Raw genomic sequence first — 13,806 nt, forward strand, 5'->3', positions numbered from 1 at the left:
TAATAGACTGTAGACGCTATTATTCACCCTCATGGTATATATCTTTAACGCCAGCTATTCGGAACTTTGAATTTACCTGTAGGCATTGGAGAACCCAGAACATACTTAACGTTGTAAATTAAACCAGGCAAAACAGTGTTTGGCTTTTCATTAAAGCAAACATAGGTATTGTTTCTGGATGGTTTAATTAACTTATATTGTGTACCAGCACTTGAGACATAATAGACACCATTTGGGGTAGTCTTAAGGCCAGCATCAACTTTAGAAATATTTTGATTGTAACTCTGGCTTGTATTGTTAATAGCTGAGAAATAACTACACCCTAGCGATTTAGATACTTCAGCAGCTTTACGTAATGCGTACTGGTTTGCTATCGATTTATGGGTATATCCGTTTACAGATGCGCGTACTTGAAAGACATTATCATCAATAATAGTGGCTTCAACGCCACCAGAAGCCCCCATTTCTTGATAAGGTGTAGTACAGGCTTGTAAACCAATTGTTGCTAAAGCAGCTAAAAATATCTTTTTCATAATTTATATAAAGTGATAAATGCGTCACATTAATTTTAACTATTTAGAAGAATTTTTCAATTACTTAAGGATTTCTTAAAACTTGAGTTCTAAAAATCTAGAATTTGGCCTGCCATTTTAAAGTTATCTAACACTTGAATGTGGTGGTTAATTAATTCTTGAGCCTGATTTCTCGATTCATTTTTCTCGAAATATAAGCGACTTTTGATTAATGCTTTTACTGGTTCAGAAATAATCACGTCTTCAATCATATTCATAGCTTTCTTTAAATCATCGAAAGAAACTTGAATATATCCATCAGTCACATCGTTATCATCATCGTCAGTGGTATGGTTAATTAGCCTTTTAATCGTATAGCTTCCTATGGCCAAGCTGTTCGCGATAGTGCCAAAGGTGCGGCGTAAATCATGGAACGTAAATTCGATACCAGAATTCTCAGTTACTTTGTCACGTGCTGCTCGGCGGTCTGAAATATGGGAAACACCATTTCTATCGGTAAAGACATATTTGTTATCACCGGCACGTTTTTTTCGTTCACGCATAATGTGCCAAAGGGTATCACCCATAGGTAGCAAAAGATCCTCATGGTTTTTCGTATTAATAATTTTGATGGTACCAAATTGAAGATCTACATTTTTCCATTCAACAGATTCTGCTTCACTACGTCTAAAACCAGTTAGAGCAAGTAAGAATAAAAAGTCTTGGTTTGTGTACGCTCTAAAATCGTTATTTTGTTCACCCATCCAATAAGTAGTGGCCACAGCCAATGCCCATGCTTCGCGCTGATCTGCACGAACATGGCCTTTTCTACGTTTAATTTTATTGAAAGCTTTTTCTTCTTTAACGATAACAACCGGGTTTTTTATATTTAGAATTTTATTCCCGGACTCATCCTTATACCTGCTAATCGTATGGTTAAAGAGAGCATGTAAAAATTTTGATGCAAGATTAGCTCGGGAAGGGCTTGCTTTCGAAAGCTTCAGATGACGATCAATAATCATTGCACTGGTGATTTGGTCAAGTTTTAAATCTTTCCAATCACTAAAGTAGTTTTCTATGCATCCGTCATAGGCAATTAAAGATGTTTCCGCCAGCTTTTTACGCAATTTATAGTATTGGTAAGCTTCACTAAGGGTAGGGACTAGCTTTTGTAAGGCATCATTTTGAATTGCTGAAGCTCGTAAATCACGCTTTTGCTTAACTGGATCTACACCTTCATCCATCAAGATAAGAAGCCGTTTAGCTTCAGTTCTGGCTTGTTCTAATGTATAGACGCCATGTTTTCCAATAACTTTACGTTTAGACTTGCCATTAGGCATTTTCTTTTCAGCAAAATAGCTTTTAGTTTTGCCCACACATAAGCCAAATCCTATAGTTACTGTATCTCTGTAAAAGATTTGTTTCTCTTCAGACAAAGGAATAGAGTCTATTACCGATTTAGTAAATTTAATGTGTTGAGCCATCTTTAAATTAAGCAATACAAAGCAATACCTAACGATACAATACAATAATTGTGAAGTCTATTAAGAGTCTATTTTGAAGGTTTGGTCTATTAAAAAAGAGAGTTTTAAGTAGGGGATTTTGTTTTAAGTTATTGTTATCTATTAAAAATAAATGCTCCGAAGATGCCGCTGCATGTCGTTACCCTTGAACCCTAAAGTTCAAGGTGGAGGTGACGCATACTTGCTGGGTTTCCTACTCGGGGTAGGCATACGCTCTAAATATGCAGAACACCATCCTAAAGAGATGATATCGGCTCAGGGGAATCAGACCGGCTGGCGAACATCCCAGAGACAGCTTTAGTATAACTGATCTGACTTCGTTGGCAATCATCTGAGCCTATCGAACTGTAAACTTACTTTGCGTTTGATGAAGCTTTATGCGAATTGTTTACACTATTTGTTCAACATCTTCCAAAATAGTCTGGAGTAAACGTTCACAATGCGCATATTCTTGCAAAGATTTATTTAAACTTAACACTTCTTGGGTGAGCTGTAGAGCTACCATGATGACAAGTTTATTATGCTCAACACGAGGTGCACTACGGCGCATATCGTTGAATTTTTCATTGAGAAGCTCAGCTGCACGTTCAAGCTCTTCTCTTTTATCAGAAGTCGTTGCAAGCCTAAAAGTTTGTTCAATCAGCCGAAGCTCTACCATGACTTGTTCACTCATGATTGTGTCTCCTCACCAGCTTCAGCATTTGGATGAGCAAGTTGCTGAATTTCTTGCGCATGTTGATCTTGAGCTGTACCTAAAATTGCTAAACGTTGAATGATGGCTTCAACTTTTGCTTTGGCAAGTTCATTTTTTTGTAACAAACGGTCACGATCTTGCTGCAAGTCGTGTAACTCTTGTTGAGTTTGACGTTGCTGTGACTGAAGTTTTTCTTTGGTAACGCGTAATTCATTACGCTCTGCCAAAATTTCCTGAAAACGATTTTTTAAATCGGTTGTACTTTTTTCTAGGCGGCTGTAACGCTCTGCAAGTGTGTTAGCATCTTGATTCAATTGTTGAAATTGGCCTTGTAACTGAGTGAGTTGCTCAGTTAATGTCTCAATTTCCTCTTGTTTTTTAGTGATGATGCTATTTTTTTGCACAACTTGTGCGTGATGCTCTGTTTCAGCCAGTTCTTTAGCTTCCGAGAGAGCAGAATTTTCACTCTCTAGATGATGTAAGCGTGTTTTTAAAACGCCAATATGCGCTTGTAGACGCTGTAATTGTTCTAACATAACGAGGTCGCACAGAATTGCAATCAAAGGTAATATATACGAAGTATAGAGATTGGATAAACGAATGCAAGACGATATTTCAGGCTGGACAGAATGGAACGCTCATTTTGAAGGAATTGAAGAAATTTCAAGCCCTAGTGAGTTACATGGTTTATTAACAGGTATTGTTTGTGTGACAGAAGCGCCTACGCGTGAAGAATGGACACAAATTTTAACAACTCTTAATGTGCCTGAGTTAAATGAAGAAGCTTTAGCGCTTTTAACAGATGAAGCAGAAGATGTAGCACATGCATTATCGGAAGATGAATTGGACTATTTACCAATGCTTCCAGATGATGAACATCTTCTTCAAGACCGTGTACAAGCGTTGTCAGATTGGTGTGCTGGCGTTGTGCTCGGTTTTGGTTTGGCATCGGGACATGTTCGTACAGATGAGCGTGAATTGATCGAACATTTACAAGATGTTGCAGCAGTAGAATTTGAAGACTCTGATAACGACGAAGAAGGCGAAAGCAGTTACGAAGAATTGTATGAATTTGTACGCCTTATTCCAGTGAGCTTATCTATTGGTAGAAAGAAAGTAACAGTGGCTGAAAGTTCATTGTTGAAAAACTTTTATGCAAAAAGTAAAACTTCTACTGTAGGCACCGCTGATCAAAATATTGTAGAAATGTTTACACCACATCGCCCAAGTTAATTGAGGCGATGTGTTATTGGCTGTGTTTAATTTTTTGACTTTAAAATTCTAAATTAAGTAGATCATTATGAAATTGCCTCAAGCTGATTTTCAACATCGCAGAAACCGTCTAGCAGAAAAAATGGGTCCAAACAGCATTGCAATTATTGCGACGCGTGAGGAAATGTACCGTAATCGTGATGCGGATTATAAATTCCGTGCCGATAGTAGTTTTTTCTATTTGACGGGTTTTGCAGAGCCTGAGGCAGTTGCTGTCATTGAAACCTTTGATGACGTTACTGACTATAGCTATAGTCTTTTTTGCCGTGAACGTAATCGCGAGATGGAAATCTGGAATGGTTATCGTGCGGGAATTGACGGCGCAATTGAAGAGTACGAAGCAGATGAAGCTTATGCAATTGATCTGCTTGATGAAGAAATTATTGAAAAATTATTAAATAAAGAGCGTCTTTATTATCGAATCGGACACAATGCTGCATTTGATGCCAGAGTAAGCCAATGGATCAAAAAAGCGAATGCCGAGCATCGTCATGAAGCCGCTCCAGCCCAGTTAGTTCAACTTGATCGCATTGTTGATGAAATGCGGTTAATTAAATCACCGCAAGAAATTGAGCTGATGCAAATTGCTTCAACAATTAGTGCTAAGGCACATACTCGTGCAATGCAAACTGTTCGCCCCGGCATGATGGAATATGCATTAGAAGCCGAGCTCAATTATATATTTGGGCAAAACGGCTGTGTGCCTTCTTACAACAGTATTGTTGGTGGCGGTGCCAATGCTTGTATTTTGCACTATGTTGAAAATAACCAAGCTCTTAAAGACGGTGATTTGGTTTTAATTGATGCTGCATGTGAATATGAGTTCTATGCATCGGATATTACCCGTACTTTTCCCGTAAACGGGAAATTTAGCCCCGAACAAAAAGCATTGTATGAAGTGGTATTGGCCTCTCAATATGCGGCGATTGATGCAGTACGTATAGGTAATTCGTACCGTGAGCCTCATGAGGTTGCAGTCAAAATTTTAACGGAAGGCTTAGTTGATTTAGGTTTACTCAAAGGTGATGTGAGTGAGCTGATTGAAACAGAAGCTTATCGTCAATTTTATATGCATGGTACAGGCCACTGGTTAGGTATGGATGTACATGATGTCGGTTCTTATAAAAAAGATGACGACTGGCGCCAATATGAAGAGGGCATGGTTGTTACTGTTGAACCCGGTTTATACATTGCACTAGATGACGAAACTGTAGATAAAAAATGGCGTGGTATTGGCATTCGTATTGAAGATGATGTAGTCGCAACCTCAAAAGGCCCACGAGTTTTAACGGCTGACGTGGTTAAAGATATTGCAGATATTGAACATTTAATGGCGCAAGCTAAAGCATAATTAAACGTATTCGCCAAAGGAGCAAAACTCGATGCAACAACAAGTGATTATTGTAGGTGGGGGGATGGTGGGTTTAAGCCTTTCCCTCATGCTGGCGAAGGCTAATATCGCGGTAAAGCTATTAGAAGCTGTGAAATACCCAAACTATGATGATCAAAATGTTGCCCCTTATCATTCCAGTTTTGATGCGCGAAATACGGCTTTATCACGTCGTAGCGTACAGATTTATCAGAAGTTAGGGTTATGGGATGCCTTACAACAGCATGCCACTCCAATTTTGCAAGTTCACATTACTGAGCAAGGCAGTTTTGGGAAAGCACGTTTAATTGCAGAACAAGAGAAAGTTGAAAGCTTTGGGCAAGTCATTGAAAATGCATGGCTCGGTCGTGTTTTATTAACTCAAGTACGTCAACAACCTTTGATTGAACTGATTGATGGCGTACAAGTAACTGCTTTAACTCAAGACGCTGAACAGGTACATATTGAAGCTCAGCGTGGTGATGAAGTCTTAAAGCTTGAGTCAAAATTATTAATTGCAGCAGATGGGCGCGATTCTTTCTGTCGTCAAGCAATTGGTGTGGGTGTTGATGTCCACGACTATGATCAGGTTGCGATCGTTACGACTGTTCAGACTTCAAAACCGCATGAGCATGTAGGGTTTGAACGTTTTAGTGCATTAGGGCCTTTAGCTTTGTTGCCATTACCGGGTGAATACCGTCGCTCAGTGGTATGGCCTGTTAAAAAAGGCACTGAAGGTGAGTGGTTAGGTGAAGAAAACGACCAACACTTTTTAGATGCTTTGCAAAAAACTTATGGTGACAGAGCGGGTAAATTTGAAAAAACGGGTAAACGCTTTAGTTACCCGCTTTCACAAGTGCTTGCGCATAAACAAGCTGTCGGACGCGTTATTTTAATGGGGAATGCAGCGCATACAATCCATCCGGTTGCAGGGCAAGGTTTTAATTTGTGTCTGCGTGATGCAGATGTATTGCTGCGTTATTTAGTGAACCAGTTAAGCGCATCTGATGATATTGGTAACCCAGATAATTTACTTGCCTATGAACAAGCCCGTTTATCTGACCAGCAGCGAGTAATTAAGTTCTGCGATACCGTAGTCCGGGGCTTTAGTAACCAAAACCCATTATTAAAATTAATCCGTAATACAGGATTAATTGCATTTGATGTCATTCCGGGTGTTAAGCCACTGGTAGCAAACTATGCAATGGGGTTAAAAGCATGAGTGAAGTGTTAGATGTCGTCATTGTTGGTGGTGGACTAGTTGGTGGCTTAACTGCTTTATTACTTGCACAAGGTGGTGTACAGCCTACCGTGCTTGATGCTGCCCCTGTACTTGATGTTGAAAAAACATTAAGCGTGATGAACCCGCGTGTTTTAGCACTTAGCCAAGCGACGATTCATTTACTTAAAACAGTCAATGTTTGGGATGATCTGGCACGTCAAATGCCTTATACCGGCATGCAAGTGTGGAACTTAAATGGCTATGGTGAAATTAATTTTGGCCATGAGTCTGTGCAAAGACCAATGCCAGAACAAGCCTTGGGTTCTATGGTTGAGCCAAGTGTATTGAATGTTGCTATACAACAAAAAATGCTTGAGCAGTTAACAGATTATCGTACTCAAGTCCGCGTGACACGTATTGAGCAAGGTGTTGGGTGTTGGCATATTCAATTGGCAGATGGCACGACACTTAAAACAAAACTGCTTATTGGCGCTGATGGCGCCAATTCATTTGTACGTGAGCAAGCCTTTATTGATCTAGATGTACTAGATTACAAACAAGCAGCGATTAGCTGTGCGATTAAAACGTCTAAGCCTCATCATTATGTTGCTCGGCAAATCTTTTTACCTACTGGACCTTTGGCATATTTGCCGATGGCTAGTCTTGAAGAAAGTGAAAATGGCTACTGGCAGTCCATTGTCTGGACACTGCCAGATGATTATGCCGATGAATATTCGGCTTTAAGTGATCGCGAGTTTATGCAGCTTTTAACTCGAGAAAGCCAACATATGTTGGGCGAAGTATTAGATGTTCGTTCAAGAGCACAATTTCCATTGAAAGCGCGCGCTGCAAAACAATACGTTAAAGCTGGCCTAGCCCTAATCGGTGATGCAGCTCATGTGATTCATCCACTTGCTGGACAAGGGGTGAATATTGGTTGTTTAGATGCAGCGGTACTCTGTGATGCACTATTGCATGATTTAGGTCGTGGTGTATGGGCGCATGAACAAACCTTAATGCGTTATGAACACCGCCGTAAAGGACAGAATGATGCGATGATGCATAGTATGTCGGCAATTGGTTGGCTAGAAAGCAGTGAGCTATTTCCATTGATTTGGGCCCGGAATGTGGGACTCAAGCAAGTTGAACAAATTTCGTTCTTAAAAGAGCGTTTTATGCAACAAGCAAATGGTTTAGGGGCTTTACAAAACACCCAGTATAGTCGTTAAAATAATTACGAAGTTTATGCTCTACTGATCTAAATAAATATCAGTAGATATTTTTTAAACAATCATTTATATATCATTACCAATTCGGTCAGAAAAGATACGGATTTGACCAATTTGGCTCTTTGCTAAATGCAAAGAGATTGCTAAATTTCTGAGGTCTTGAAGACCATAGCGATGATGCAATACAAATCATTGTGGGGAGTGTAAAAATGACAGATATCAATGATTATGAAGATGCAGAAGATTCTGCTGTAGATGAAGATGAAGCCAAAGCGGCTGAAAGTGGCGCAGCTGATGAAGAAGCAGGCAACTTAACTGATGCTGATCTTGCAGAAGCAGAAACGCTTACCGTAACTGCGAAACAAAAACAACGCCAAGCGTTGGAAGATGAAGTCGCTGCGTTTTTAGCTCGTGGCGGAAGAATCACAGAAGTTCCACCAGATGAACATAGCGATCGTTAATATTAAAAAAGCATCACTTGAGTGATGCTTTTTTATTGCCCGTTTTATGATGATTTAAGGATGGTTTTGTAGTTCTTTTAAAATGCCGCATTCATCTACTGTACGGTCGGTAGAGCAGTGTTGTTTTAAATCGATTAGGGTTTCTTTTAAAAGCAACAGTCGCTCAATCTTTTCCGATACTTCTATCAAGTATTTATTCACCAAGTTATCGACTTCCGTACAAGCCCGTTTCGGCTGAGCTTTCATTTCTTTTAGCGTTTTAATATCACTGAGAGAAATATCTAATTCACGGCAATGTTTAATAAATAATAGGTCTGCAAGTGTTTGATCTGTGTAAACACGATAATTATTTTCTGAGCGCTGAATTCGGTCCAACACACCTACTTTTTCGTAATAACGAATAGTATCGATCGGGACATCCGCTTTTTTTGATAATTGACCAATAGAAAGACTCATAAGACTTGACTCTGGAGCTACTCAAGGGTTTTTAATCACTATAAAAGAGTTTTTGAGGAAATAAAATGGCTGGATGTGGATGTGCTTCAACCTGCTCTCCTACAAAGAAAGTAAGCCCACGCTTTAGAAAAGCGTTATGGATTGCACTTGTAATTAATGCACTCATGTTTGTCGTTGAAATAGTCGGTGGTTATAAAGCCCAATCTGTTTCATTATGGGCAGATGCATTAGATTTTGCCGGAGATGCTGCAAATTATGCTCTGTCTTTAGTCGTGCTTTCGATGAGCCTTTACTGGCGTGCAACCGCAGCACTTGTTAAGGGTATAACGATGGCCGCTTTTGGGTTCTTCGTTATTGCAAAAGTCGTTTGGTCATTTTTTCATGGCGTTTCACCTGAACCGATGGTCATGGGGGCAATTGGGGTAATCGCTTTAATTGCTAACGTTTCTGTTGCTTTAATGCTTTATGCATTCCGCGATGGCGATGCCAATATGCGCTCTGTCTGGTTGTGTAGTCGAAATGATTCTATCGCCAACATTGCTGTTGTTTTGGCTGCTGTAGGCGTGTTTGGAACAGGCACTATATTTCCTGATTTGTTCGTAGCCTTTGTTATTGCATATTTAGGTGTATCTTCGGGTTATGCTGTGATTAAGCAATCATTACAAGAAAGAAAACAATCAAAGTTAATGTTGGGTTCAGAAGCTTAATTTTGATTGCATAAAAAAGTACCATGCTTACATGGTACTTTTTTGTTTTTGAATGCATTAGATGAGAAGTGATATTGCGATACTCCACATAACGCAACCAATCATGAAATCTAAAATTTTCCAAGCTTTTGGATTGATAAATAATGGTTTTAGAAATCTTGCACCATAGCCTAGACTGAAAAAGAAAATCCAAGAGGCAAGAATGCTACCTAAGGCAAAACTGATTTTATCTTCTAGCTGTGTCGCAACCGAACCAATCAGTACAATGGTATCTAAATAAACATGTGGATTCAGCCAAGTAAAGGCAAGACAGGTTATAAGTGCTTGGGTTAAAGTCTGCTTTTGGCTGCTATCAAGTTCCATGCCTTGGTTAGTTTTAAACGCGGCATAGAAGGCTTTTGCACCGTAGACGAATAAGAATGTTGCCCCTAAATATTTAGCGACTGTGATTAAGATGGGTGATGCTGTCATAATTTCGGCAAAACCTAATACCCCACAGGCGATTAAAATTGAATCGGATAGGGCACAAATTAAACATAGCCAAAATACATATTGCTGTTTAAGCCCTTGTTTTAGAACAAAAGCGTTTTGGGCGCCAATCGCTACAATTAGGCCGCTACCAATACCTAAACCTTTAAAAAACACACTCAGAGAAAGCATAACCATTAAGCAGAAAAAAATCAGATGGGAGAATTATCTGACTTTTTATTAAGAAATAAGTAAAATTAAGAATATTTAGGTTTGGCTAAAAATAATTTAGGTCTTGTATGTTGGATAGTAAGCAGTGTGAAGCTTTTCTGGCGGTTGCAGAAGTCGGAAGTTTTGATGCAGCAGGAGAGCATTTATGTATAACTCCCTCTGCTGTATCACTACGTGTACAAGCCCTAGAAAAATATTTAGGGCAGATTTTAATAATACGTGGCCGTCCATGTGTGCTTACACAAGCAGGGCAAACTTTACTCCAGCATTTACGTCATACAAGGTTAATGGAGCAAAATCTTTTACAAGGTTTAATGGGCAAATCTTCTGAATCAGAATTTTATAAAATTGCGTTGGCTTCAAATGCAGACTCATTGGCAACTTGGCTTTTACCCAGTATTCAGCAAACACTTTTTAAAGAAAAAATAGTATTAGAGCTAAAAATTGATGATCAATCACATACGCATACTTTGCTAGAAACGGGTCAGGTCAATGCATGTATTACAGCAGAAGAGCAGGTGATGGCGGGTTGCTTAGCTCAGCCTCTTGGTAAAATGCGCTATAAAATGCTGGCATCGGCCGAGTTTGTAAATCGGTGGTTTAGTGGTGGAGTTAACCGAGAAGTTTTAAGAAAAACACCGGCGGTTATTTTTAACCATAAAGATTTAATGCATTCAGAGGTTTTATTAAAAGGATACGGTTTACCAATGCAGAGTTATCCTTATAGTTTTATTCCGGCGACAGATGCTTTTGTTAAAGCAATTCAACTAGGTTTGGGCTATGGCATGGTGCCCGAGCTTCAGGTTCAACCATTACTCGAAAATGGAACACTTATTGATATTATGCCTGAGGCTCAACTTGATGTTCCTTTATATTGGCATCACTGGAAAAGACAGTCGAAACAACTTGATGTACTGACTGAGACCATTGTTGAATCAGCAAAGCAGATATTGAGATAATTTTAGATCTTAGTTTTTAAATGTCGATTTGAAATGTGTTGAATATAAAACTCTATATCTTGTGTTGAGTAACCTAAAAGTTGTCCGATTCTACGGTCAAGCTCTAAGCGATCTTCGAGCTGAGTCTCCTTTAGTGATTTTTCAATACATAACATGAGTTCATTCAAATCTGCTAAAGACGCATCTTTATAGATCAACATAATTGAAAAGGGGAGAGACAGAGAAGTTTCAATGTCTTTACTGAGCATAGATAAAGATCCTTGCTCAAGATGTTTTATAAATTCAATGGGTAATAACTCATAAAATAAAGCAATCGATTTATGACCAGACAATAATAATTCTAGTTCTTGTCCTTCATGCGGGCCAAGTTTTCCAAGTGATTCAGTCATATCAATACTCTTATTTTTTTATCTTTAATATTGTTGTGCAAAATTTATGCGCGGTGATGACATAGGCTTTGGTCATCACCGTTTAGTTAATAAATTAAGATTGTGTTAACTCAAGCGCACGTTGATAAGCGACTTTTTTCTTAATACCCGTTAAATCAGCAGCCAGTTGAGATGCTGCTTTAACTGATAAATCTTGAAGTAAGCGCTTTAAAAGCTCATCTAGTTTTTCTTGTTCCAGATCGGTTTTTTCTGGTGCACCGCCAACTACAAGAACAATTTCACCTTTTTCTTGGTTATGGTCATTTTCAATAAAACTAACCAAATCTTTTAAAGTCATTTTTTTGATGGTTTCAAAAGTTTTGGTAATTTCACGTGCGAAACCCACAGGGCGGTTTTCACCAAATACTTCAGCCATATTTTTTACGCATTCTAAAATACGGTGTGGTGCTTCATAGAAAATTAAGGTTTGAGTTTCATTTTTAAGCTTTTCAAGTTGCGTAATACGTTGAGAAGCTTTTGATGGTAAAAAACCTTCAAAACTAAAGCGGTCACTTGGTAAGCCCACAGCACTTAACGCCGCAATTGCAGCACATGCACCCGGTACAGGTACAACCCTAATACCATGTTCTTGAGCAGCACGGACCAGTTTAAACCCAGGGTCACTAATAAGTGGTGTGCCTGCATCACTAATCAAAGCAATATTTTCACCAGCAAGTAGCTTTTGAACTAACTGCTCAATTTTGTTGCTTTCATTATGGTCGTGGCATGCGGTAAGTGGAGTAGATATATTATAGTGTTTGAATAATTGAGCTGATTGGCGTGTATCTTCGGCAGCAACAACAGAAACTGATTTTAAGATATCAATTGCACGGAAAGTCATATCATCTAAGTGCCCGATTGGGGTGGCTACAACAAATAACTGAGCACTCATTTGGTTTTTACTCCGTACAGATAAACAATTTTAATGGGTTAGTGTACCCGAAATTATGTTTTTGGCGTGAACAATGTCAGTAGGCTTTTTATTTTTCGAAACATCTGCTTTTGATTTGTTCAATTCAAAAATAAAAAGGTATAGAACCGGCATTAACAGTATTTACATTTTTAATTGGGGAAACAAAAAAATTATGTTAGTTGCACAGCAGTTGGGCCAATGGGCGGAACAAACAGCACTAAAACTTTTAAAAGAACAAAATTATGAATGGGTCGCCAGTAATTATCATTCACGCCGTGGAGAGGTCGATCTGATTGTAAAACGCGGTAACGAATTGATTTTTGTTGAGGTAAAAGCGCGAGGGCAGGGAAATTATGGTCAAGCTTGTGAAATGGTGACCTTGAGCAAACAGAAAAAAATAATTAAGACGGCGATGAGGTTTTTACAGCGCTACCCATCTTATCAGGATTTTTATTGTCGTTTTGATGTGATTTGTTTTGATTTTCCACAGAAAATTGCAAAAACAGTACAGCAAGACTTTTCAAAATTCCATTATGATCTGCAATGGATCGAAAATGCATTTACTTTGGATTAAGAGTTCATTACTCTTTTGAGCAAATTAAAGACTGATGTTTTATGATCAAGCCAAGAAGAGATTGATAGGAGTCTGGTGGAGTGTTGAAACGTATTGCTGTAACAGCGCTTTGTGTCGCAAGTTTGTCAGGTTGCGCAAGTTTTATTTCTGGTGGAACAGGTACAGCTCCAGTTGGAACAGATAGTGGTGTACGTAGCTTAGGCCAAGTATTTATTGATTCTTCAATTAAGCGTACAGCGAATATTAACCTCTATAAGCTTGATCAGCGTTTTAAACAATCTCGTATTAACATCGAAAGCTTCCATAGCACAGTATTGTTAACTGGACAGGTGCCAGACCCATACTTAAAACAGTTGGCAGAAGACAACGTTAAGGCCATGAGTGATGTGAAAGCTGTACATAACTACATTACTGTGGGTAACAAAGTAAGCTATAACACGATCATGCAAGATGCTGGGGTAACTGCAAATACACGTGCTTTATTAATGAAAGCTCCAGTAGTATCGGACAGTAAAGTACTGGTTCATACCGAAGATGGTGTTTTATATGTGATGGGTCGTTTAAACACAGCTGAAATTAATGACTTAAACAATGTGCTTCAAAATGTCGGTAACGTGACTAAGATTGTAACGCTCATTGATAATATTGATTTAGCGCCTGCTCCGGCAGCGAGTACTGCCAGTGCAACAACTACACCAGTAATTAATAACGTTCTTGCTCAACCAACAGTTCAAACTCCTGTTGCAATTGATCCGGACCAAACAGATCCAGCATCTTCTGCACAATAA

The 13,806-nt window shown here is 38.9% G+C and carries 17 protein-coding genes and 1 other RNA gene; 9 read left to right on the top strand and 9 right to left on the bottom strand.

Annotated features, from left to right (window positions below):
* Positions 1-44: 44 nt before the first annotated feature.
* The 5 genes from EGT34_RS17170 to EGT34_RS17190 form a co-directional block, all read right to left on the bottom strand.
* On the bottom strand, positions 45-533 hold the full coding sequence (locus tag EGT34_RS17170; RefSeq protein WP_000718101.1) for a CC0125/CC1285 family lipoprotein: 489 nt from the start codon (positions 531-533) through the stop codon (positions 45-47).
* Between the two features lie 89 nt (positions 534-622).
* Positions 623-1,996, bottom strand: a complete 1,374-nt coding sequence (locus EGT34_RS17175; protein ID WP_000046989.1) for a tyrosine-type recombinase/integrase — start codon at positions 1,994-1,996, stop codon at positions 623-625.
* Positions 1,997-2,145: 149 nt separating this feature from the next.
* Positions 2,146-2,330, bottom strand: a non-coding RNA gene (gene ssrS, locus EGT34_RS17180) — 6S RNA.
* Between the two features lie 93 nt (positions 2,331-2,423).
* Entirely contained in the window at positions 2,424-2,708 is a 285-nt protein-coding gene (locus tag EGT34_RS17185) for a cell division protein ZapA (RefSeq protein WP_000003719.1), read from the bottom strand.
* The gene (locus tag EGT34_RS17190) at positions 2,705-3,265 is read right to left on the bottom strand and encodes a hypothetical protein (protein ID WP_000893185.1); all 561 of its coding nucleotides are present in this window, start codon (positions 3,263-3,265) and stop codon (positions 2,705-2,707) included. The genes EGT34_RS17185 and EGT34_RS17190 overlap by 4 nt, the downstream gene beginning before the upstream one ends.
* 64 nt (positions 3,266-3,329) lie before the next feature.
* Between EGT34_RS17190 and EGT34_RS17195 the strand changes: the two genes are divergently transcribed.
* The 5 genes from EGT34_RS17195 to EGT34_RS17215 all read left to right on the top strand — a co-directional run bounded on the left by EGT34_RS17195 (position 3,330) and on the right by EGT34_RS17215 (position 8,282).
* Entirely contained in the window at positions 3,330-3,962 is a 633-nt protein-coding gene (locus EGT34_RS17195; protein ID WP_001150153.1) for a UPF0149 family protein, read from the top strand.
* 67 nt (positions 3,963-4,029) lie between these two features.
* Positions 4,030-5,352 carry a Xaa-Pro aminopeptidase gene (pepP, locus tag EGT34_RS17200; protein ID WP_000775468.1) on the top strand — a complete coding sequence of 441 codons (1,323 nt, stop codon included), beginning with the start codon at positions 4,030-4,032 and terminating at the stop codon, positions 5,350-5,352.
* Positions 5,353-5,383: 31 nt separating this feature from the next.
* Entirely contained in the window at positions 5,384-6,592 is a 1,209-nt protein-coding gene (locus tag EGT34_RS17205; RefSeq protein ID WP_001187361.1) for an FAD-dependent monooxygenase, read from the top strand.
* Positions 6,589-7,821 (top strand): FAD-dependent monooxygenase, encoded by a 1,233-nt coding sequence (locus tag EGT34_RS17210; protein WP_000005684.1) that lies wholly within the window; start codon positions 6,589-6,591, stop codon positions 7,819-7,821. The genes EGT34_RS17205 and EGT34_RS17210 overlap by 4 nt, the downstream gene beginning before the upstream one ends.
* A 209-nt stretch (positions 7,822-8,030) precedes the next feature.
* Positions 8,031-8,282: a hypothetical protein gene (locus EGT34_RS17215; protein ID WP_000129799.1), complete on the top strand. Its 252-nt coding sequence runs from the start codon at positions 8,031-8,033 to the stop codon at positions 8,280-8,282.
* Positions 8,283-8,336: 54 nt separating this feature from the next.
* Here EGT34_RS17215 and EGT34_RS17220 read toward each other — a convergent pair whose 3' ends face one another.
* Positions 8,337-8,738 carry a MerR family transcriptional regulator gene (locus tag EGT34_RS17220; RefSeq protein ID WP_000058923.1) on the bottom strand — a complete coding sequence of 134 codons (402 nt, stop codon included), beginning with the start codon at positions 8,736-8,738 and terminating at the stop codon, positions 8,337-8,339.
* A gap of 65 nt (positions 8,739-8,803) precedes the next feature.
* Here EGT34_RS17220 and EGT34_RS17225 point away from each other — a divergent pair, with 65 nt between their 5' ends.
* Entirely contained in the window at positions 8,804-9,445 is a 642-nt protein-coding gene (locus EGT34_RS17225) for a cation transporter (RefSeq protein ID WP_000896586.1), read from the top strand.
* A 57-nt stretch (positions 9,446-9,502) separates the two neighbouring features.
* Here EGT34_RS17225 and EGT34_RS17230 read toward each other — a convergent pair whose 3' ends face one another.
* Positions 9,503-10,105, bottom strand: coding sequence for a LysE/ArgO family amino acid transporter (locus EGT34_RS17230; RefSeq protein ID WP_000950251.1), 603 nt, complete (start codon positions 10,103-10,105; stop codon positions 9,503-9,505).
* A gap of 107 nt (positions 10,106-10,212) precedes the next feature.
* On the opposite strand from EGT34_RS17230, the gene EGT34_RS17235 reads away from it, so the two are divergent.
* On the top strand, positions 10,213-11,103 hold the full coding sequence (locus EGT34_RS17235; RefSeq protein ID WP_000887366.1) for a LysR family transcriptional regulator ArgP: 891 nt from the start codon (positions 10,213-10,215) through the stop codon (positions 11,101-11,103).
* Positions 11,104-11,105: 2 nt separating this feature from the next.
* Here the strand turns inward: EGT34_RS17235 and EGT34_RS17240 are convergent, their stop codons facing one another.
* Together EGT34_RS17240 and rsmI are read right to left on the bottom strand one after the other, a co-directional pair.
* Positions 11,106-11,492 (bottom strand): hypothetical protein, encoded by a 387-nt coding sequence (locus EGT34_RS17240; RefSeq protein ID WP_000140375.1) that lies wholly within the window; start codon positions 11,490-11,492, stop codon positions 11,106-11,108.
* 94 nt (positions 11,493-11,586) lie between these two features.
* Complete coding sequence (gene rsmI / locus EGT34_RS17245; protein WP_001275988.1) at positions 11,587-12,423, bottom strand: 16S rRNA (cytidine(1402)-2'-O)-methyltransferase; 837 nt, start codon at positions 12,421-12,423, stop codon at positions 11,587-11,589.
* Positions 12,424-12,616: 193 nt separating this feature from the next.
* On the opposite strand from rsmI, the gene EGT34_RS17250 reads away from it, so the two are divergent.
* Both EGT34_RS17250 and EGT34_RS17255 read left to right on the top strand, forming a co-directional pair.
* A complete protein-coding gene (locus EGT34_RS17250; protein ID WP_000959396.1) occupies positions 12,617-13,018 on the top strand; it encodes a YraN family protein in 402 nt (133 codons plus the stop codon).
* An 80-nt stretch (positions 13,019-13,098) separates the two neighbouring features.
* Positions 13,099-13,806 carry a BON domain-containing protein gene (locus tag EGT34_RS17255; protein ID WP_000919363.1) on the top strand — a complete coding sequence of 236 codons (708 nt, stop codon included), beginning with the start codon at positions 13,099-13,101 and terminating at the stop codon, positions 13,804-13,806.

Source organism: Acinetobacter sp. FDAARGOS_558 (assembly GCF_003937785.1).
Lineage (GTDB): Bacteria > Pseudomonadota > Gammaproteobacteria > Pseudomonadales > Moraxellaceae > Acinetobacter > Acinetobacter baumannii.